Source organism: Nocardioides marmoribigeumensis, assembly GCF_031458325.1.
Taxonomy (GTDB): Bacteria; Actinomycetota; Actinomycetes; order Propionibacteriales; family Nocardioidaceae; genus Marmoricola_A; species Marmoricola_A marmoribigeumensis.
Genome location: NZ_JAVDYG010000001.1, coordinates 2,869,117 through 2,889,693 on the forward strand (window position 1 = coordinate 2,869,117; position 20,577 = coordinate 2,889,693).

Annotated in this window: 16 protein-coding genes; 14 read left to right on the top strand and 2 right to left on the bottom strand. The window is 73.6% G+C overall.

The genetic code is table 11. The annotated features are described in order from the left end of the window. The first annotated feature begins 29 nt into the window (after positions 1-29). The 8 genes from J2S63_RS13795 to J2S63_RS13830 all read left to right on the top strand — a co-directional run bounded on the left by J2S63_RS13795 (position 30) and on the right by J2S63_RS13830 (position 10,368). On the top strand, positions 30-1,199 hold the full coding sequence (locus tag J2S63_RS13795; RefSeq protein WP_310303253.1) for an acyl-CoA dehydrogenase family protein: 1,170 nt from the start codon (positions 30-32) through the stop codon (positions 1,197-1,199). Beyond that, positions 1,196-3,322: an acetate--CoA ligase family protein gene (locus tag J2S63_RS13800; protein WP_310303255.1), complete on the top strand. Its 2,127-nt coding sequence runs from the start codon at positions 1,196-1,198 to the stop codon at positions 3,320-3,322. Before J2S63_RS13795 ends, J2S63_RS13800 begins: the two co-directional genes overlap by 4 nt. After that, complete coding sequence (locus J2S63_RS13805) at positions 3,319-4,122, top strand: SDR family oxidoreductase (RefSeq protein ID WP_310303257.1); 804 nt, start codon at positions 3,319-3,321, stop codon at positions 4,120-4,122. Before J2S63_RS13800 ends, J2S63_RS13805 begins: the two co-directional genes overlap by 4 nt. Positions 4,123-4,125: 3 nt before the next feature. Next, positions 4,126-5,721, top strand: a complete 1,596-nt coding sequence (locus J2S63_RS13810) for a thiamine pyrophosphate-binding protein (protein WP_310303260.1) — start codon at positions 4,126-4,128, stop codon at positions 5,719-5,721. Continuing rightward, positions 5,718-6,884, top strand: coding sequence for a Glu/Leu/Phe/Val dehydrogenase dimerization domain-containing protein (locus J2S63_RS13815; RefSeq protein ID WP_310303263.1), 1,167 nt, complete (start codon positions 5,718-5,720; stop codon positions 6,882-6,884). The genes J2S63_RS13810 and J2S63_RS13815 overlap by 4 nt, the downstream gene beginning before the upstream one ends. Further along, positions 6,881-8,317, top strand: coding sequence for an aldehyde dehydrogenase family protein (locus J2S63_RS13820; protein WP_310303265.1), 1,437 nt, complete (start codon positions 6,881-6,883; stop codon positions 8,315-8,317). The genes J2S63_RS13815 and J2S63_RS13820 overlap by 4 nt, the downstream gene beginning before the upstream one ends. Beyond that, positions 8,314-9,231 (top strand): DMT family transporter, encoded by a 918-nt coding sequence (locus tag J2S63_RS13825; RefSeq protein ID WP_310303270.1) that lies wholly within the window; start codon positions 8,314-8,316, stop codon positions 9,229-9,231. Before J2S63_RS13820 ends, J2S63_RS13825 begins: the two co-directional genes overlap by 4 nt. A gap of 87 nt (positions 9,232-9,318) precedes the next feature. Further along, positions 9,319-10,368 (top strand): NAD(P)/FAD-dependent oxidoreductase, encoded by a 1,050-nt coding sequence (locus J2S63_RS13830; protein WP_310303273.1) that lies wholly within the window; start codon positions 9,319-9,321, stop codon positions 10,366-10,368. A 19-nt stretch (positions 10,369-10,387) separates the two neighbouring features. On the opposite strand, the gene J2S63_RS13835 is transcribed toward J2S63_RS13830, so the two are convergent. Then, entirely contained in the window at positions 10,388-10,828 is a 441-nt protein-coding gene (locus tag J2S63_RS13835) for a hypothetical protein (RefSeq protein ID WP_310303276.1), read from the bottom strand. 131 nt (positions 10,829-10,959) lie between these two features. Beyond that, positions 10,960-11,442, bottom strand: coding sequence for a MarR family winged helix-turn-helix transcriptional regulator (locus J2S63_RS13840; RefSeq protein ID WP_310303279.1), 483 nt, complete (start codon positions 11,440-11,442; stop codon positions 10,960-10,962). A gap of 151 nt (positions 11,443-11,593) precedes the next feature. On the opposite strand from J2S63_RS13840, the gene J2S63_RS13845 reads away from it, so the two are divergent. From J2S63_RS13845 to J2S63_RS13870, 6 genes are read left to right on the top strand one after another with little or no spacing between them, the layout of a single operon-like run. After that, positions 11,594-13,366, top strand: coding sequence for a glycoside hydrolase family 15 protein (locus tag J2S63_RS13845; RefSeq protein ID WP_310303282.1), 1,773 nt, complete (start codon positions 11,594-11,596; stop codon positions 13,364-13,366). Continuing rightward, entirely contained in the window at positions 13,363-14,298 is a 936-nt protein-coding gene (locus J2S63_RS13850) for an SDR family oxidoreductase (protein ID WP_310303285.1), read from the top strand. The genes J2S63_RS13845 and J2S63_RS13850 overlap by 4 nt, the downstream gene beginning before the upstream one ends. Then, positions 14,295-14,648 (top strand): hypothetical protein, encoded by a 354-nt coding sequence (locus J2S63_RS13855; RefSeq protein WP_310303288.1) that lies wholly within the window; start codon positions 14,295-14,297, stop codon positions 14,646-14,648. The genes J2S63_RS13850 and J2S63_RS13855 overlap by 4 nt, the downstream gene beginning before the upstream one ends. Continuing rightward, positions 14,645-17,650: an FAD-binding and (Fe-S)-binding domain-containing protein gene (locus J2S63_RS13860; RefSeq protein WP_310303291.1), complete on the top strand. Its 3,006-nt coding sequence runs from the start codon at positions 14,645-14,647 to the stop codon at positions 17,648-17,650. The genes J2S63_RS13855 and J2S63_RS13860 overlap by 4 nt, the downstream gene beginning before the upstream one ends. Beyond that, positions 17,647-19,455: a thiamine pyrophosphate-requiring protein gene (locus J2S63_RS13865; RefSeq protein WP_310303294.1), complete on the top strand. Its 1,809-nt coding sequence runs from the start codon at positions 17,647-17,649 to the stop codon at positions 19,453-19,455. The genes J2S63_RS13860 and J2S63_RS13865 overlap by 4 nt, the downstream gene beginning before the upstream one ends. Further along, positions 19,452-20,546 (top strand): enolase C-terminal domain-like protein, encoded by a 1,095-nt coding sequence (locus J2S63_RS13870; RefSeq protein WP_310303297.1) that lies wholly within the window; start codon positions 19,452-19,454, stop codon positions 20,544-20,546. Before J2S63_RS13865 ends, J2S63_RS13870 begins: the two co-directional genes overlap by 4 nt. Positions 20,547-20,577 lie beyond the last annotated feature (31 nt).

Consider the following 20,577-nt stretch of genomic DNA (forward strand, 5'->3'; position numbering starts at 1 on the left):
CTCACCCCAGACCCAGAAGGACTCTCACCATGACGCACCAGATCCGCGACGGCATCGAGCTCTCCGAGGAGCAGCGCGAGTTCGTCGCCCTTGCTCGCGACTTCGCGCTCAACGAGATCCGCCCGCGAGCCCGGGAGGTGGACGAGGCCGACGTCGAGAGCCCGCTGGAGCTGTGGCACAAGGCGGCCGGGATCGGGCTGGGTGCCTACATGCTCCCCGCGGAGTACGGCGGCGGGGGCGTCACCGACCTGGTCACGCAGTGCCTGGTGCAGCAGGAGCTCTGCTACGGCGACGTCGGGATCGGCAACTTCCTCACCTCCAGCGCCTTCTTCGCCGGCCCGCTGGAGGCGATGGGCACCGAGGATCAGAAGAAGAGCTGGCTCACGCCGCTGACCTCGGCGACCCCGCCGATCACCGCCCTCGCCGTGACCGAGCCGGGCGTCGGCTCGGACTCCGCCGCGCTGCAGACCCGCGCCACCCGCGACGGGGAGGACTACGTGCTCAACGGCCAGAAGACGTGGATCTCCAACGCGCCGTACGCCCAGTGGATCATCGTCTTCGCGACCGTCGACGCGAGCCTGCGCGCCAAGGGCGTGACCGCCTTCCTCGTCGAGCGCGACATGGCCGGCGTCACGATCGGACAGCCGATGCGCAAGATGGGCCAGCGCGGCATCGTCAACGCCGAGGTCTTCCTGGACAACGTCCGGGTGCCGGCCAGCCACCGCATCGGCGAGGAGGGCAAGGCGTTCTACGGGCTGATGCGCACCTTCGACGCCTCGCGCATCCTCATCGGGGCCGGCGCCACCGGGCTGTCCCGCGCGGCGCTCGACGCGACCGTGGCCTACGCGCAGCAGCGCACCCAGTTCGGCAAGCCGATCATCGAGCACCAGGCCGTGGCGTTCAGGATCGCCGACATGGCGGCCCGCACCGACGTCTCGCACCTGGTGACCATGCGCGCGGCGCGCCTCTACGACCAGCGTGAGTTCGTGGCACGGGAGTCCGCGGTCGCCAAGCTCGTCGCCTCCGAGAACACCACCTGGGTCACCAACGCCGCGCTCCAGACGCACGGCGGCTGGGGCTACAGCCGCGAGTACCTCGTGGAGAAGTGGGTCCGTGACGCCAAGCTCGAGGAGCTCGAGGAAGGCACCAGCGACATCCAGCGCCTGATCATCTCCCGCGCCGTGGGCTCGTCGCGATGAGCGACCTGTCGGTCTTCAGCGACCCGCGATCGGTCGCCGTCGTCGGTGCCTCCGCCGACCCGGCGAAGTGGGGCTACTGGCTGGCCCGCGGCGCCCTGCGCGGCCGCGAACGGCGTGAGGTGCACCTGGTCAACGCCCACGGCTCGGTCATCGAGGGGGTCTCCTCGGTCAGGTCCCTCGACGACCTCGACACCGCGCCGGAGCTGGTGGTCCTGTGCGCGCCGGCGCGGTCCGTGCCCGCTGTGGTGGACCAGGCCCTCGCGGCCGGGGTCAAGGGGTTCCTCGGGATCACCGCGGGTCTCGACCACGCCGACGACCCCGGTCTGGAACGCCGTCTCGCCGAGCGGATCCGCGCCGCCGGTGCACGCCTGGTCGGGCCCAACTGCCTGGGCCTCTACGACGCCTCCACCCAGCTCTCCCTGGCCTGGGGCACCTTCACCCCGGGCAGCCTGGCGATCGTCTCCCAGTCCGGTCAGCTCGGGCTGGAGCTGGCCGGACTGGCGGCGCACGCCGGCCTGGGGGTCGCTCGGTTCGTCTCCGTCGGCAACCAGGTCGACGTGACCGCGGCGGAGCTCCTGGACGACTTGGTCGACCACGCCGAGACGCGCGCGGTGGTGCTCTACCTCGAGAGCTTCCAGGACGGTCGCGCCCTGGTGGGCACGCTGGCGCGGCTGCGCGCGGCCGGCAAGCCGGTCGTCGTCCTGACGGTCGGCGCCAGCGAGGCCAGCCGGGCCGCTGCTCGCTCCCACACCGGCGCCCTGACTGCTGCCACCGACGTCGTCGCGGCCGCCTGCCGCGCCGCCGGTGCGGTGCTGGCCGAGACCCCGGCGCAGGCGATCGACCTGGCTCACCTGCTGGTCGGCGGCCCGCTGCCGGCCGGCCGCCGGGTCGCGGTGGTCAGCGACAGCGGCGGCCAGGGCGCCCTCGCCGCGGACGTGCTGGTCCGGCACGGCCTGGTGGTGCCCCGTCTCGGTGACGAGACGCGCGCGCGGCTGGCTGCCCTGCTCCCCACGGCCGCGGCCGTGGCCAACCCGGTCGACCTGGCCGGCGCCGGCGAGCAGGACCTCTCCACCTACCACCGCGTCGTCGACGCGATCGCCGGCAGCGGCGAGGTCGACACCGTGGTGATGTCCGGCTACTTCGGCTGCTACGGCGCGGACACCCCTGAGCTGGAGGACCGCGAGCTCGAGGTCGTCGAGGACCTCGCCGGGGTGACCCGCAGGCACGACCGACCGGTGGTCGTGCACAGCATGAGCCACGACTCCGCGGCCGTCCGCTCGATGCGGGCCCAGGCCGTGCCGACGCTCCACACCATCGACGCGGTGGCCCGCTCGCTCGACCTGGCTGCGCAGCTGGCGGCCGAGCCGGTCGCCCCCTTGCCGTCCGTGGCGCCCGCGACCTCGGCCGCCGTGGCCGGTCTCGCCGCCGGCTACCTGGACGGCCGCACCCTGCTGGCGTCGTACGGCGTCGCCTACCCGGACGCGGCAGGCGTCCGCAGCGAGGAGGGCGTCCGCGAGGCAGCAGGGCGCCTGAGGGGTCCCTTCGTGCTGAAGGCCGGCTGGATCGAGCACAAGACCGAGGTCGGCGGTGTCGCGGTCGGCCTGCCTGACGCCGACGCCGCGGTCGCGGCGTACGCCGACATGCGTGCCCGGCTCGGTGAGGGCGAGTACGTCCTGGAGGAGATGGATCGCCAGGACTCCGTCGTCGAGCTGATCGTCGGCGCCCGGCGCGACCCGTCCTTCGGCCCCGTCGTGCTGGTCGGCCTGGGCGGGGTCCAGGCCGAGCTCCACCGTGACGTCCAGGTGGCGCTGGCCCCCGTGGACGAGGCGCGGGCCTCGGAGATGGTTCGGTCGCTGCGGTCCTTCCCGCTGCTCGACGGGTGGCGCGGACGTCCGGCCGTGGACGTCAGGTCCGCGGCTCGCACGGTCGTGGCGCTCTCGCGCGTGCTGGCCGAGCGTCCCGACGCGGTCGAGGCGGAGGTCAACCCGCTGCGGGTCGGACCCGCCGGCGCCACCGCCGTCGACGCCCTGGTCGTCCTGGCCGAGCACGCCGATCCCCTTCCCACCCACCCCGGCACGGCATCCGTGCCCGAGCCCGCCGAGCTGACAGGAGCCGTCCGATGATCGACCGGACCACCGAGTTCCACGACAAGGTCGCCCTGGTGACCGGAGGAGGCTCCGGCATCGGCCGGGGCATCGCCGAACGCTACGCGGCCGGCGGTGGCGACGTCGTCGTCCTCGGCCGCCGGCAGGAGCCGCTGGAGGAGACCGCCCGGATCGTGGAGAAGTACGGCGTCCGCGCCGGCGTCGTCTCCTGCGACGTCCGCGACGCGGCCGCTGTGACCGAGGCGGTCGACGGCGTGGTGCGCGACTTCGGCCGCCTCGACGCCCTCGTCAACAACGCTGCCGGCAATTTCGTCGTGCCCGCGGAGGACCTCTCGCCCAACGGGTGGAAGGCCGTCATCGACATCGTCCTCAACGGCAGCTTCTACGCGACCCGTGCCGCCGCCCAGCACATGCTCGCCGCAGGGAGCGGCTCGATCCTCAACGTGATCGCCAGCTATGCCTGGCACGGCCACCCCGGCACCGTGCACAGCGCCGCGGCCAAGGGCGGGGTCCTCGCCATGACCCGCACCCTGGCCTCCGAGTGGGGCGGGCGCGGCGTGCGGATCAACTGCATCTCGCCCGGACCCACCGAGACCGAGGGCGCCGGCGCGGCGCTGTGGCCGACCGAGGAGGACCGCCGTCGGGTGCTGGGCAGCGTCCCGGCGCAACGGTTCACCTCGCCGGCCGAGGTGGCCGAGTCCGCGGCGTTCCTCCTCGACGACCGGCGTGCCGGCTACGTCACCGGCGACGTGCTGAGCGTCGACGGCGGCCAGTGGCTCGGCAAGGCCGTCTACGCCGACTCCTCGGGAGGGCGCTGAACCATGACGAGCACCCAGATGACCGGGGGACAGGCGCTGGTCGCCGCCCTCGTCGACCACGGCGTGGACGTGGTGTTCGGCATCCCGGGCACCCACAACCTCGAGATCTACAAGCACCTGTCCGAGCAGGGCGTGCGGCACGTCAGCACCCGGCACGAGCAGGGCGCCGGCTATGCCGCCGACGGCTACGCGCGCACCACCGGCCGGGTGGGGGTCGCGGTCGTCACCAGCGGTCCCGCGCTGCTCAACACCGCGACGGCGGTGGCCCAGGCCTGGTCGGACTCGGTGCCGGTGCTGGTGGTCTCGCCGGGCCTGCCGCTGCGGCACCCGGCCAGCGGCAACGGGCTGCTCCACGAGACGCGTGACCAGGGCGCGGCCCTGCGCGCGGTCGCCCAGGCCAGCCTGCGAGCCACCAGCGTCGCGGAGATCCCGACGGTCGTCGCCCAGGCGTTCGCCCTGATGACGTCCGGGCGGCCCCGCCCGGTCCACCTCGAGGTCCCGCTCGACGTCCTCGCCGAGACCGGCGAGGTCACCCCGGTGGCGCCGTTGCCGCGCGCCGTCGCGCTCCCCGGCGAGGCGGCCCTGACCTCGGCTGTCGCCCGGCTCGAGGCAGCTCGGCGTCCGCTGCTCGTCGTCGGCGGAGGTGCCCGCGCCGCCGCCGCGGAGGTGCAGGCGCTGGCCGAGCGGCTCCGCGCGCCGGTGGTCACCACGACCAACGGCAAGGGGGTGCTGGCCGAGGACCACGAGCTGAGCCTCGGCGCCGGTGTGCACCTGCCCGCCGTCCGGGCGCTGGTCGAGGAGTCCGACCTGGTCCTCGCGATCGGCACCGAGCTGGCACCGGCCGACCTGTGGTTCGGCCCGCTCCCGGTGGACGGCAAGCTGGTCCGGGTCGACGTCGACCCGGTGGGCATGGTGACCAACGCGTCCCCGGACGTGGCGCTGCTCGGCGACTGCGCAGCGACGCTGGGAGAGCTGGCCAAGCGGGTCGGCCACCGGTCCACGGACGCGGTCGACGTGCCGCTCTGGCGCGACCGCAAGCGCACGGACTCCCGTCGGGAGGGTGCGGAGTGGACCACGCTGGTCGACGCGATGGGCCGGGTCCTGCCCCGCGACGTCGTGCTGTCCACCGACAACGCGATGGCCTGCTACTACGGCGCGATGGCCAACGTGGCCACGCACACCCCCGCGTCGTTCCTGTTCCCGACCGGCTACGGCACGCTCGGGTACGGCCTGCCGGCCGCGATCGGCGCCAAGGTCGGCGACCCCGACCGCCCCGTGGTCGCGATGCTCGGTGACGGCGGAGTGATGTTCACCGTGCAGGAGCTGGCGACCGCAGCCGTGCTGGCCCTTCCTCTGCCCGTCGTGGTCGTCGACAACGGCGGCTACGGCGAGATCCGCAACGAGATGGCCGACCGGGACGACCCGGTCCACGCCGTCGACTTCCCGGCTCCCGACTTCGCCGCTCTCGGCCGTGCCCTGGGCTGCCACGGCGTCACCGTCGACGACCCCGCCGCGGTGGGCAGCGCCCTCGAGGAGGCGCTCGCCGCCGACCGTCCCACCGTCATCCACGTCCGCATGCCTGAAGGAGTCACCGCATGAGCTCCCTGCTCGAGATCACCTGGACCGACCCGGTCACCGGCCGCCACGGGTACGTCGTCATCGACACCCTCGTCCGCGGCCTCGCCAGCGGCGGACTGCGGCTGCGGCAGGGGTGCACGCTGGAGGAGGTCCGCGGGCTCGCCCAGGGCATGACGCGCAAGGAAGCGCTGGTCTACGACCCGAGCGACCGCTACGTCCCGCTCGGCGGGGGCAAGGGCGGCATCGACATCGACCCGGCCGACCCCCAGGCCACCGAGGTGCTGACCCGGTTCCTGGCGGCGGTGCGCCCCGTCGTACGCGAGCAGTGGAACACCGGCGAGGACTTCGGCCTGCGGCAGGAGACCATCGACAAGGTCGCCGCAGACCTGGGCCTTGCCTCCACCGTCGAGGCCGTCTTCGCCCAGCTCGAGGACGCACAGGACGCCCGCCGGCGCCTGGCCGAGGCGTTCGCCGTCACCGTCGGTGGCGTGTCCCTGGGTGACCTGGTCGGCGGGTACGGCGTGGCTCGGGCCGCGCTCGAGATGGCCCAGCGGGAGGGCATCACCGACCCGACGGCGGTCGTCCAGGGCTTCGGCTCCATCGGCGGCGCCGCGGCCCGCTACCTCGCGCGGGCCGGCGTGCGGGTGGTCGCCGTCGCCGACCGGGACGGCCTGATCCGTGACGACGACGGCCTCGACGTCGAGGCGCTCCTGGCCGCCCGGGACGGTCTGGGCGTCGTCGACCGGTCTGCCGTGCCGGGCGCCGTGCTGGGCGACCGCGAGGCCTGGCTCGAGGTGCCGTGCGACCTGCTGGTGCCGGCCGCCATGTCCTACGTCATCGACGTCGACGACGTGGCTCGCATCGACGCCCGTGTGGTGGTCGAGGGCGCCAACATGCCGACGCTCCCCGCCGCGGAGGCGGCCCTGCGCGAGCGCGGGATCCCCGTCGTGCCCGACTTCCTGGCCAACGTGATGACCAACGCCTGGTGGTGGTGGATCGTGTTCGGGGACATCGACCCGACCGAGGCGTCCTCGTTCGCCAAGATCGACGCGGTGATGCACCGTCTGGTCCACACCGTGGCCGACGCGGCGCAGGCCTCGGACCGCTCCCTGCGCGAGTGCGCGCTGGAGGTGGCAGCACAGAACTCCCGCGCGGTGACCGAGCGCGTCGGGATCACGGGATGACCGCGACCGCGACAGCGACGACGACGGCGCGCACCGAGCTGCTCGTCGACGGTACGTGGCGCCGGCCGGCGTCCGGTGGCGTCACCGAGGTGGAGAACCCCGCCACCGGCGAGGTCGTGGGGACCTCCGCCGAAGGGACCGCCCCGGACGTGGACCTGGCCGTGGAGGCAGCACGCCGGGCGTTCGCGGGATGGTCCACCACCGCCCTCGAGGCGCGCCTGGAGGTGCTCGGCCGCTGGGCCGCCCTGCTCGACCAGCGCCGGGAGCTGCTCGTCGAGACCGTCGTGGCCGAGGTCGGGGCCCCGGTGGCCCTCGCCCGCGAGGCCCACGTCGGCATGGCGCTCGAGGTGCTCGGGGCCTACCTCGCCGAGGCCGCCGCGGTGCCGTGGGAGCAGCGCATCGGCAGCTCGCTGGTCCTGAGGGAGGCGGTCGGGGTCGCGGCCTGCATCACGCCGTGGAACTGGCCGCTCTACCAGGTGCTCGCCAAGATCGGCGGCGCCCTGGTGGCGGGCAGCACCGTCGTCCTCAAGCCCGCCGAGCTCACCCCGCTGTCGGCCTACCTGCTCGCCGACGCGGCCCTGGACGCCGGGCTGCCGGCCGGCGTCCTCAACCTCGTCCCCGGCAGCGGCCGGGTGGTGGGGGAGGCCATGGTCACCCACCCCGACGTCGACGTGGTGTCCTTCACCGGCTCCACCGGCGTGGGCGTGCGCATCTCCCAGCTCGCGGCTCCGGACGTCAAGCGGGTCTGCCTGGAGCTGGGTGGCAAGTCGGCGAGCGTCGTGCTCCCCGGCGCCGACCTCGACGTCGCGGTGCCGGCGAGCGTCCAGGGCGCCATGCTCAACTCCGGGCAGACGTGCAGCGCCTGGTCCCGGCTCCTGGTGCCCGACGAGCTGCTGCCCGCCGTGCTCGAGCGGGCCGCCGCGGAGGCCGAGCAGCTGGTGCCCGGCGACCCTGCCGCGCCCGGCACGTCCTTGGGGCCGGTGGTCTCGGCAGCACAGCGCGCCACCGTCACCGGGTTCGTCGAGCGAGCGCGAGCCGCAGGCGCGCGCGTGCTGACCGGCGGGGAGCGCAACCCGTGCGACCGAGGGCACTTCGTCGCCCCCACGGTGGTCACGGACGTCGCGCAGGACGCCGAGATCGTCCAGCAGGAGGTCTTCGGCCCGGTGCTCACCATCCAGGGCTACGCCGACGTGGACCAGGCGGTCGCGCTCGCGAACGACTCCGCCTACGGCCTGCACGGAGCGGTGTGGGCCGAGGACCGCGAGCGTGCGCTCGGGGTCGCCCGGCGGCTGCGCACCGGTCAGGTCGACGTCAACGGGGCCGCCTTCAACCCGGCCGCCCCGTTCGGTGGCTACGGTCGGTCCGGCAACGGCCGTGAGCTCGGCAGGTACGGCATCGAGGAGTTCCTCGAGACCAAGTCGGTCCAGCTGTGACCCTCACGGCGGTCCGTGCGGACCGTCGTACGGCACGGGTCGCGGCGGGTGCCCTGGTGGTCGTGACCGCGGTGTGGGGATCGACGTTCGGGCTGTCGAAGGACCTGCTCGAGCGGCTCCCCGTCACCGACTACCTCGGGCCCCGCTTCCTGCTGGCCGCGGCGGTCGTGGTGCTGGTCCGGCCGCAGCTCGTGCGCTCGCTGACCCCCGAGACGCTCGTCAGCGGGGCGGGGCTCGGTGTGCTGTACGCCGTCGGGCAGCTGCTGCAGTTCCAGGGGCTGCTGCACACCGCGCCCACGGTCTCGGCGTTCGTGGTGTCGCTCTACGTCGTGTTCACCCCGCTGCTCGCGGCCGTGCTGCTGCGCGTCCGACCCGGTCGGACCACGATGGTCGCGACGGGGCTCGCCGTCGCCGGAGTGGCCACGATGTCGTTGCGGGGCTGGTCGTTCGGGACGGGCGAGGTGCTCACCGTGGTCTCGGCCGCGCTCTACGCCGCCCACATCCTCGCCATGGCGGCCAGGGCGCGTCCCGGGCAGGCGTTCCCGCTCACGTTCGTCCAGCTGGTCACCATCGGCGCGCTGCTGACGGTGGCGGCCGCGGGCGACGGCGTGCAGCTCCCGGCAGGTGCGGACGTCCCGGCCTTCCTCTACCTCGCCGTCGTCGCAGCCGGCGGTGCCCTGCTGGTGCAGACGTGGGCGCAGGCACGGCTCTCCTCGTCCCACGCGGCTGTCCTCATGGTGCTGGAGCCCGTCTGGGCCGCAGTCTTCGGCGTGGTCCTCTGGGCCGAGTCCGTCGACGCGCGCACCCTCCTGGGCGGTGCGCTGATCCTCGCCGCGATGGTCCTCGTCGTCGCCCGCCCCGGCGCCGACCGGCTCGACGAGGCCCTCGTCGAGCCGTCCCCGGCACATCCCTGACCCGGCCTGACCTGACCTGACCTGACCCGGCCTGACCTGACCTGACCCGACCTGGCCCGACCTGGCCCGACCGTCCGAGGAGGACTCATGGAGCACTACGACGTGGTGGTCGTCGGTGGCGGCATCGCCGGCGTCTCGATCGCCCACGAGCTCGCCGCCGACCGCTCGGTGTGCGTCCTGGAGGCGGAGGACGAGCTCGCCCGCCACACCACGGGGCGCTCGGCCGCCACCTGGGTCGCGGGGTACGGCCCCGCGGGCGTCCAGGAGCTCACCCTGCTCAGCCGCGCGTTCTTCGACGACCCGCCCCTCGACGTCGACGGCGCGTTGGCCACACCCCTTCCGTGCCTGTACGTCGGGACCGCCGAGACGCCGGACGCGGAGGCCTCGGCCGCCGAGGTGGTGGCTGCCACGGGTGCCTCCGCCCTGACGCCGGAGGAGGCCGAGCGCCTGCTCCCCGTCCTGCGGCCCGGGGTGGTCACGACTGCCGTGCTCGACCCCACCTGCGCCGAGCTCGACGTGCACGGTCTGCACCAGGGCTTCGTGCGGGGCCTGCGGGCCCGCGGCGGGGTGGTACGACGCCGGGCTCGCGTGCTGTCGGCGCGCCGGCGGGTCGGGAGGTGGTCGGTCGGCACCACGGACGGCGACCTGTCAGCCGACGTCGTGGTGAACGCCGCCGGCGCCTGGGCCGACCAGGTCGGCCGTGTGTTCGGCAGTGAGGGCCACGCCCTGGAGGCACGCCGACGCAGCGTCTTCGTCTCGCCGACCCGCGAGCCCCTCCGGGACCTGCCGTTCACCTGCGACCTCGCCGGGGGCTGGTACGCCAAGCCCGAGGGCGATGCCGTGCTGTGCTCGCCGGAGGACGCCGAGCCGCACCCGCCAGGAGACCCGCGCCCGGACGAGCTGGAGGTGGCTCGGGCCCTGGAGGCGATCAACGAGGTGACCACGCTGGGGCTGCGCAGCGTCCGCACGAGCTGGGCCGGGCTGCGGGTCTTCGCGCCCCACGGGGAGCCCGTGGCGGCCTGGGACGAGGAGGTGCCGCAGCTGTTCTGGCTGGCCGGGCTCGGCGGTTACGGCATCCAGGTCGCCCCGGCCCTGGCTGCCAGGTCGGCCGAGCTGGTGCTGGCCGCTTCCAGGTGAGCGCCTGTGCTCGTGGTGCTCAGGGCGCGCGGTAGAGCCGGGCGACCAGCGCGGCGGCGATGACGGCGAACCCGGTGAGGAGCTCGTTGGCCGCCATGCGCTCGAGGTCGTGCTGGGCCCACACGCCGAAGGCGAGGAGGCCCAGCCCTGCGGCCACGGCGACGACGGTGGCCGGCGTGTTGGAGGGGTGCTTCACCAGGACGAGCCCGGCCAGGATCACCAGGACCGAGACCATCTCGTCCCGCAGGGCGGTGTCCCACCCGGTCCCCGTGAAGGGGCTGGCCAGGACAGGGTTCGCGAGCCAGAGCCAGAACCCGAGCAGCAGCACCAGCGCCGAGCAGATGGACGCCAGGCGGAGCGGACCTCCGGTGCTCGCGCTGAGCTCCGAGTCGGTGCGTGCGGCGAGATCTGCGGCGTGGCGGGCGGCCTGCTCCCCGTAGGGATGTCGGGAATCGGTCATCGCTACCTCCTGGCGGTCGAGTGACGCTGGCGTGTGCAGGACCCCAACATACATGCGCATGCGCAATGATTGCGCGGCGCGCGGATGGTGTGGGCTCGCGTGGTCGCGCCGTCAGGACGCGTCGGTCCGGCTCACGCCATCCAGCTCAGGAGGTGCTGGTCGACCAGCTCGTCCGCGCCGGCGTCGACGTCGTCGGCCGCCGCGGCGAAGGCCGTGAGGGACCGGCGCAGCTCGGCCTGCTGCCTCTCGGAGAGTCGCGAGGCGATCCGCTCCAGCTCCGTGCACCGGTGCTGCATCACCGAGTCGATGAGCGCCTGTCCCGCCTGCGAGGGTCGGAGGACGACGTTCCTCCGGTCGTCCTCGGACTGCTGTCGGGTCAGCAGGCCTGCGCGCACCAGGCGGTCGCACGCGCGGCTCGCGTTGGAGGCGTTGGTCCCGAGACCTTCGGCGACGGCGTTGACGTTGGCGCTCCCGAGGCCCGAGACGAGCACCAGCACCCGGAGCTGGACGACGCTGAGCCGAGGGGTCACGGAGTTGAGGGACCGGACGACGACCGCGGTGATCACGGTGCTGGCACGCATCAAGGCCGCGAGGGCCGCTTCGTCCGATGCCATGGGCTCAACGTAGCCGAGGCGCGACGTCGGGGGCACCCACCTCGGGCCCGACTGCCGGAGCAGGTGTTTAGCGACCGCGCGGTCCGGGGTAACCCATGCTCAAGCGCATCGATTGCGCGACGACACATAATCCTGAGACAGAGGAGGTCGGGTGATCCCACCGGAGACCCTGCGGCAGTACGCGCTGCTGGCCGATGGTGAGCGGGGCGCGCTGATCGGGCCGCGCGGCGAGATCGCCTTCCTGTGCGCTCCGCGCTGGCACGACGACGCCGTCTTCTCCGGGCTCCTCGGCGGGCCGGGCTGCTACGCCGTCACCCCGCGGGACCAGCACTTCGTGTGGGGAGGCCACTACGAGCAGGGATCCCTGGTGTGGCACAGCCGCTGGGTGACCACCCGCTCCGTCATCGAGTGCCGCGAGGCACTGGCCCTGCCCACCTCGCGGGACGGCCTCACGCTGCTCCGCCGGGTCGAGCCGGAGCTCGGGCCCGCACACGTCCGGGCGACGCTCGACGTGCGCGCCGGGTTCGGCAGCCAGGAGATGACGGTGCGCCACGTCGGGGACGGCGTGTGGGAGGGACGATCCGGAGCCCTGTCCTTCCGCTGGTCCGGGGCCGCGGGCGCACGGCTGGAGGACGGCGTGCTGGTCCTGGACCTGGAGGTGCCCGAGCACCAGCAGCACGACCTCGTGCTCGAGATCCACCGCGGGTCCGTGAGCGGTCCGCTCCCGGACCCGGCGGACGCCTGGCGCGCGACCGAGGAGGCCTGGCGCCGCTCCCTGCCCGACCTCAGTGCCTCCGTGGCGCCGCAGGAGTCCGCCCACAGCCTCGCCGTGCTGCACGGGCTGACCAGCATGGACGGCGGCATGGTCGCGGCCGCCACCACCTCGCTGCCCGAGCGGGCCGACCGCCACCGCAACTACGACTACCGCTTCGCCTGGATTCGCGACCAGGCGTACGCCGGCCAGGCGGCCGCCGCGGTCGGCGCCGACGAGCTGCTGGGTCGAGCGGTCGGCTTCGTGACCGAGCGGGTGCTCGCGGACGGCCACCGCCTGCGGCCGGCGTACACCGTCGACGGCGGGCCCGTGCCCGGTGAGCGCGACCTGGACCTGCCGGGCTACCCCGGTGCGCCGGTGCGCGTGGGCAACCACGTCAACAACCAGTTCCAGCTCGACTCCCTCGGCGAGGCGCTGCTCATGCTCAGCGCGGCCGACGCGCGGCACGGCCTCGACCCCGCTGCGCTGCGAGCGGTGGAGACGCTCGTCGGGGCGATCCGTCGCCGGTGGACCGAGCCCGACGCCGGCATCTGGGAGCTCGAGCCGCGCCGGTGGGCGCACTCCCGGCTGATGTGCGTGGCCGGGTTGCGGGCCGCGGCGTCCCGGCGGGGTGGGGCAGGCGGTTGCGAGTGGGAGTCCCTCGCCGACAAGATCCTCGACTCGGTCGACGACGACTGCCTGCACCCGAGCGGACGCTGGCAGCGCGCTCCCGATGACCCCCGCGTCGACGCCTCACTGGTGCTCGCCGGCGTGCGCGGTGCCGTCCCCCCTGACGACCCGCGCCAGCGCCGCACGGTGGAGGCGGTCGTCGACGAGCTCGCCGACGACGGCTACGTCTACCGCTTCCGCCAGGACCCCGACCGTCCCATGCACGAGGAGGAAGGGGCGTTCGTCCTCAGCGGGTTCCAGCTGTCGCTGGCACTGCTGGCTTGCGGCTGCTCCGCCGACCGCACAGCGGCGTTGCGGTGGTACGAGCGCAACCGAGGTGCGCTCGGGCCCCCTGGGTTGTTCGCCGAGGAGTTCGACGTCGTGCAGCGCCAGCTGCGCGGCAACCTGCCTCAGGCGTTCGTGCACGCCCTGGTCCTCGAGGCCGGGCACCGACTGGCCGAGCGAGGGCTCGGCGACCGTGGATTCAACGAGGAGGACAGATGAGCAAGCACCCTGCACCACCCCGCACCATCGTCGTCACGGGCGCCTCTGGAGGCATCGGGCGGGCGACCGCCCGGATGCTCGGCGCCCGCGGTGACCGCGTGGGGCTCCTGGCCCGAGGCACGCTGGGCCTGGAGGGCGCCGCGCGCGAGGTCCAACGAGCGGGCGGTCGGGCGCTCCCGGTCTCGGTGGACATGGCCGACCACGACGCGGTCGAGAAGGCAGCCGACGAGGTCGAGGCGACCCTGGGTCCGATCGACGCGTGGATCAACGTCGCCTTCACCTCGGTCTTCGCCCGCTTCGAGGACATCGAGCCCGAGGAGTACCGCCGGGTCACCGAGGTCACCTACCTCGGCTACGTCAACGGCACCCGGGCCGCGCTGCGACGCATGCGCCCACGCGACCGCGGCGTCATCGTGCAGGTCGGTTCCGCCCTCGGGCAGCGCGGCATCCCGCTGCAGTCGGCGTACTGCGGTGCCAAGCACGCCCTCGAAGGCTTCCACGAGTCGCTGCGCACGGAGCTGATGCACGACCGCAGCGGCATCGACGTGACCATCGTGGAGATGCCGGCGGTCAACACGCCGCAGTTCGACTGGGTGACGTCGCGGCTGCCGAACCACGCCCAGCCCGTGCCTCCCATCTACCAGCCGGAGGTCGCCGCCCGCGGCGTGCTCAAGGCCCTCGACCACCCGCAGCGCCGGGCCCGCTGGGTGGGCCTCAGCACCGCCGGCACGATCATGGCCAACCGCGTGGCCGGAGGGTTGCTGGACCGCTACCTCGCCCGCACCGGCGTCGCGTCCCAGCAGACCGACGAGCCCCGCGACCCCGAGCAGCCGGAGAACCTCTGGCACCCCGCGGACGGCCCGGACGGCCGGGACTTCGGTGCCCACGGCGCCTTCGACGACCGCGCCCACGCGCACGGGTTCATCGGATGAGCGCCACGAGCACCCGCCCCGTCGACCTCGCCCGGCTCGCCGCCGGGGCCGTCGCGGTCGCGCGACCCCAGTGGCTGATCAGGGCGACCGGGTCCGCCGACGGGACCTGGCCGCGACGGGTCACCCGCATCCTCGGCGCCCGCTACGCCGTGCAGTCCGCCGGCGGGATGCTGGTGCACGAGCGCTGGGTCCCCGAGGCCGACGGGACGATCGACCTGATCCATGCCGTCTCGATGCTCGGGTTCGCCCGCGGGTTCCCCCGTCACCGGCGACTGGCGCTCTCCAGCGGGGTCGTCGCCCTCGGCTTCGCCGTCGTCGACCTGACGGAGCGGACCAGGGGCCCGCGATGAGCCACCTGCTGCTCGACGCCACGCTGGCCACCGCCGAGCGCCAGCTCTCCGAGCGCGTGGACGGGGAGGTGAGCTTCGACGCCGGCACCCGCGCGGCGTACAGCACCGACTCCTCGAACTTCCGCCAGGTGCCGATCGCCGTGGTCTGCCCGCGCACCGTCGAGGACGCCGTCGAGGCGGTGGCGGTCTGCCGCCGTCTCGGCCTGCCCGTGGTCTCGCGCGGTGGGGGCACCAGCCTCGCCGGCCAGTGCTGCAACGAGGCGGTCGTCCTGGACTTCTCGCGGCACTGCCACCGCCTGGTCTCGGTCGACGCGGAGGCTCGCACCTGCGTCGTCGAGCCGGGCATCGTCCTCGACGACCTCAACCGCCAGCTGGCCCCCACCGGGCTGCGCTTCGGTCCCGAGCCCGCCACGCACCCCAACTGCACGATCGGCGGGATGATCGGCAACAACTCCTGCGGAGCGACGGCCCAGCGCACCGGCAAGGTCGTCGACAACATCCGCTCGCTCGACGTCCTCCTGCGCGACGGCACCCGGTTCACCGCACGCGCCCTGGACGACGAGGCGTACGCCGCCCTGGTCGACGGGCGGACCGACCGCGTGGCCGAGGTGCACCGCGAGCTGCGCCGGATCCGAGACGAGCACGGCGACCTGATCCGCGAGCGCTACCCCGACATCCCGCGCCGCGTCTCGGGCTACAACCTCGACTCCCTCCTGCCCGAGCACGGCTTCGACGTCGCCGGGTTCCTCGTCGGCAGCGAGGCGACGCTGGTGACGGTGCTCCGCGCCGAGCTCGAGCTCGTGCCGGTGGTCCGGGCCCGCACCCTGGTGGTGCTGGGCTATCCCGACATCGCACGGGCGGCCGACGCCGTCCCGTCGATCGTCGAGCACGACCCGATCGCGCTCGAGGGGGTGGACCACAAGCTGGTCCACGACGAGCAGCTCAAGGGCATGAACCCGGACGCGCTCGAGGAGCTCCCCGACGGCACCGGCTTCCTCATGGTCCAGTTCGGGGGAGAGGACACCGAGGAGGCCGACGCCCGGGCGCACGCGATGCTCGAGGCCATCGGCCACACCGAGCACGAGCCGACGGTCGCGTTCTACGACGACCCGGAGCGCGAGCAGGAGCTCTGGGCGGTGCGCGAGGCCGGCCTCGGGGCGACGGCCCACGTCGCCGGGCAGCCCGACACCTTCGAGGGCTGGGAGGACTCCGCCGTCCCGGTCGACCGGCTGGGCGACTACCTGCGTGACCTGCAGGCGCTCTACGACGAGTTCGGCTACAGCAGTGACACCGGACCCGCGCTCTACGGCCACTTCGGGCAGGGCTGCGTCCACACCCGCATCCCCTTCGGTCTCTACTCCACCGAGGGCGTGGCCACCTACCGGCGCTTCATGGAGCGCGCGGCCGACCTCTGCGTGTCGTACGGCGGCTCGCTGTCCGGGGAGCACGGCGACGGGCAGAGCCGCGGCGAGCTGCTGGTGAAGATGTTCGGCAGCGAGGTGGTCGGCCTGTTCGAGCGGGTCAAGACGCTGTTCGACCCCGACGACATGCAGAACCCCGGCAAGGTCGTCCGCCCGGCGCCGCTGGACCACCACCTGCGGCTGGGCGGCACCTGGTCGCCGCGTCGTGACGTGGCGGGCCTGCCGCTGCACTTCGACTTCCCCCACGACGGCCACTCGTTCGCGCAGGCCGCCAACCGCTGCGTCGGGGTGGGCAAGTGCCGCCAGCTCGCGCACGACGGCGGTGACGTGATGTGCCCGTCGTACCAGGTGACCGGCGAGGAGCGCTTCTCCACCCGCGGTCGCGCCCGCCTGCTGTTCGAGATGCTGGACGGCCACCGGGACAGCCCGATCACCGACGGGTGGCGCTCGGACGAGGTGAAGGACGCGCTCGACCTCTGCCTGGCCTGCAAGGGCTGCAAGTCCGACTGTCCCGCCTCGGTCGACATGGCGACCTACAAGGCCGAGTTCCTGGCCCAGCACTACCGCCACCGGCTCCGCCCGCGGGCGGACTACGTCACCGGCTACCTCCCGGCCGGTGTCCGTGTGGTCGACCGGCTGCGGCTGGCGCCACTGGTGAACCGGCTGGCCGGGGTCCGGCCCCTGCGCAGGGCGGGATCCCGGCTGGCCGGTCTCGAGGACCGCGACCCCCCGGCGCTCGCCACGCGCAGCCTCCAGACCTGGTGGCGTGACCGGCCCTCGACCGCGCGCCCGGAACCGGCGCGGGGGTCGGTGCTGCTGTTCCCGGACACCTTCACCAACTACTTCCACCCGGAGGTCGGCCAGGCCGCCGTGCGGGTGCTCGAGGACGCCGGCTGGGACGTCACGATCCCCTCCGAGCCGCTGTGCTGCGGCCTGACCTGGATCTCGACCGGCCAGCTCGACGTCGCCAAGCGGCGGCTGCGGCGCACGATCGACGCGCTCGCGCCGCACGTGCGTGCCGGAGGCCTGGTGCTCGGTCTGGAGCCCAGCTGCACCACGGTCTTCCGGTCCGACGCCCCCGACCTCTTCTCCGGCGACCCCGACGTGGACCGGCTCCGCGACCACACGGTCACGTTCGCCGAGCTCCTCACCGAGCACAGCGACGGCTACGAGCCGCCGCGCCTCGACGGGACCTCGGCGGTCGCGCAGGTGCACTGCCACCAGCACGCGGTCCTCGGCTGGGACGCCGACCGCACGCTGCTCGAGCACAGCGGAGCCGACGTGGAGCGGCTCGAGTCGGGCTGCTGCGGGCTCGCCGGCAACTTCGGCTTCACCGCCGGCCACGGCGAGGTCAGCGAGGCCTGCGCCGAGCGGGTCCTGCTCCCGCGGCTGCGGGCTGCGGACCCCGGCACGGTGGTGCTCGCCGACGGCTTCTCGTGCCGCACCCAGATCAGCCAGCTCGACAGCGGCGGAGCGGAGGGGCAGCACCTCGCCCAGGTGCTCGCCGGCGCCCTCGACCGCCGTACCCAGGACCACACCGGGGACCACACCGGGGACCACACCGGAAGGAGCACGACATGACCACCGTCGCCGACCAGCTGCTCGCCCGTCTGAGGGAGTGGGGCGTCGACCACGTCTTCGGCTATCCCGGGGATGGCATCAACGGCCTCCTCGGCGCGTTCTCCCGCGCCGACGACCAGCCGCGGTTCGTCCAGTCCCGGCACGAGGAGATGTCCGCCTTCGAGGCGGTCGGGTTCGCCAAGCTGAGCGGCCGGCCCGGGATCTGCATGGCCACGAGCGGCCCGGGTGCCGTCCACCTGCTCAACGGGCTGTACGACGCCAAGCTGGACCACGTGCCCGTCGTCGCGATCGTGGGGCAGACCGCGAGGTCGGCCATGGGCGGCAGCTACCAGCAGGAGGTCGACCTGCTCAGCCTGTTCAAGGACGTCGCGAGCGACTACGTGCAGATGGTCACCGTCCCCGAGCAGCTGCCCAACGTGCTCGACCGGGCCATCCGCACGGCCATGAGCCGGCGTGCCCCGACGGCGGTGATCATCCCCAGCGACGTGCAGGAGCTCGACTACAGCGCGCCGACGCACGAGTTCAAGATGGTGCCCTCGAGCCTCGGCGTCACGTGGCCGGACGTGGTGCCGGACGACGCGGGCGTCCGGCGCGCAGCGGAGGTGCTCAACGCCGGCAGCAAGGTCGCGATCCTCGTCGGCCAGGGGGCGCGCGGGGCGGCCGCCGAGGTCACCGAGGTGGCCGACCTGCTGGGAGCCGGGGTCGCCAAGGCCCTGCTGGGCAAGGACGTCCTGAGCGACGAGCTGCCGTGGGTCACCGGCTCCATCGGGCTGCTGGGCACGCGCCCGAGCTATGAGCTGATGCGGGACTGCGACACCGTGCTGACCATCGGCTCGAGCTTCCCCTACACCCAGTTCATGCCCGGGTTCGACCGGGCCAGGGGGGTGCAGATCGACCTCGACGGCGCGATGATCGGCATGCGCTACCCCTACGAGGTCAACCTGGTCGGTGACGCCGCCACCACGCTGCGCGCCCTCGTCCCGCTCCTCGAGCGCAAGGAGGACCGCTCCTGGCAGGACAAGGTCCGCTCCGACATCGAGGACTGGTGGCAGACCATGGACGCCGAGGCGCACGTCTCCGCAGGGTCGGAGGGGCTGGTCAACCCGATGCGCATGTTCAGCGAGTTCTCGCTCCAGGCGCCCGAGGACGCGATGGTGCTCGCCGACAGCGGCTCCGCGGCCAACTGGTACGCCCGGCAGGTCCGGATGCGCGGCTCCATGCGCGGGACGCTCTCGGGCAACCTCGCCACGATGGGCCCGGCCGTCCCCTACGCGATCGGCGCGAAGTTCGCCCACCCCGACCGGCCCGCGATCGCGTTCGAGGGGGACGGCGCGATGCAGATGAACGGTCTGGCCGAGCTGCTCACGATCTCGCGCTACTGGCAGGACTGGGCGGACCCGCGCCTGGTCGTCTGCGTGCTGCACAACAACGACCTCAACCAGGTCACGTGGGAGCTGCGCGCCATGGGGGGCACCCCGAGGTTCGTCGAGTCCCAGGCGCTGCCGGACGTCTCCTACGCCGAGGTGGCGACCTCCATGGGTCTCGGCGCCCTGACGGTGACCGATCCCGAGGAGCTCGCGGGTGCCTGGAAGACCGCGCTGACCGCCGACCGGCCCTACGTCCTCGACGTCCACTGCGACCCCGACGTCCCCCCGATCCCGCCGCACGCCACCCTCGACCAGATGACCTCCTCGGCCAAGGCGCTGATCAAGGGCGACCCCAACCGCTGGGGCGTCGTGAAGGAGGGGATCAAGACCAAGGCGCAGGAGCTGCTGCCCCACCGCGACGACGGGGACGGGTCGTGACCTCGGCCCCGGCGGTCGCCTCGCTGCGTGCCTCGGCCTACACGGTGCCGACCGACCGACCCGAGGCCGACGGCACCCTCGCCTGGGACTCGACCACCATCGTCGTGGTCGAGGCCGAGGCGGGGAGCGTCACCGGGCTCGGCTGGACCTATGCGCCGGCCGTGGGGGCGCAGGTCGTGACCGACCTGCTCGCCCCGGCGGTGACCGGGCGGCCGGCGCTCGATCCGGAGGACTCCTGGAGCGCCATGGTGCGTGCGGTCCGCAACGCCGGTCGCCCCGGACTGGTCGGCTGCGCGATCTCGGCGACCGACATCGCCCTGTGGGACCTGGCAGCTCGTCTGCGCGGGGTGCCGCTCGTCGAGCTGTGGGACCAGCCCGCCCGGCCGGTCGAGGTCTACGGCAGCGGCGGCTTCACGACGTACGACGACGCGACGCTCGAGGCGCAGCTGCGCGGCTGGCTCGACCTCGGGTGCAGGCGGGTGAAGATCAAGATCGGCGAGTCGTGGGGCACGTGCACCGAGCGCGACCTCGAGCGGGCAGCCCGTGCGGCGGTCGTCACTGCCGGCGAGGCCGAGCTGATGGTGGACGCCAACGGTGCCTACGACGTCGAGCAGGCGTGCACGGTGGGCAGGCGGCTCGACGCGCTGGGCGTGACGTGGTTGGAGGAGCCGGTCAGCTCCGACGACCACGAGGGTCTCACCGCGGTGCGCGAGCACCTCCGTGCCGACGTCGCGGCGGGGGAGTACGGCTGGGACCTGGCCGGGCTGGTCCACCTCGCACCCCACGTGGACTGCCTCCAGGTCGACGTGACCCGCTGCGGCGGCTACACCGAGTGGCGCCGCGTGGCTGCCGACCCGCGCCTGGCGGGAGTCGACCTCTCCGGCCACTGCGCGCCGTACGCCTCGCTCCCGGTGGCCGCCACCACCCCTCAGCTGCGTCACGTGGAGTACTTCCACGACCACGTCCGGATCGAGCGGAGGTTCTTCGACGGCTGTGTCGGGATCCGCGACGGACGCCTGGTCGTGCCGGACGGACCCGGCCACGGACTGTCCTTCCGGAGAGGCGAGGCCGAGCAGCACCGCGTCGCCTGACGAGGCTGCGAGACTGCGAGGTGCCAGGCAT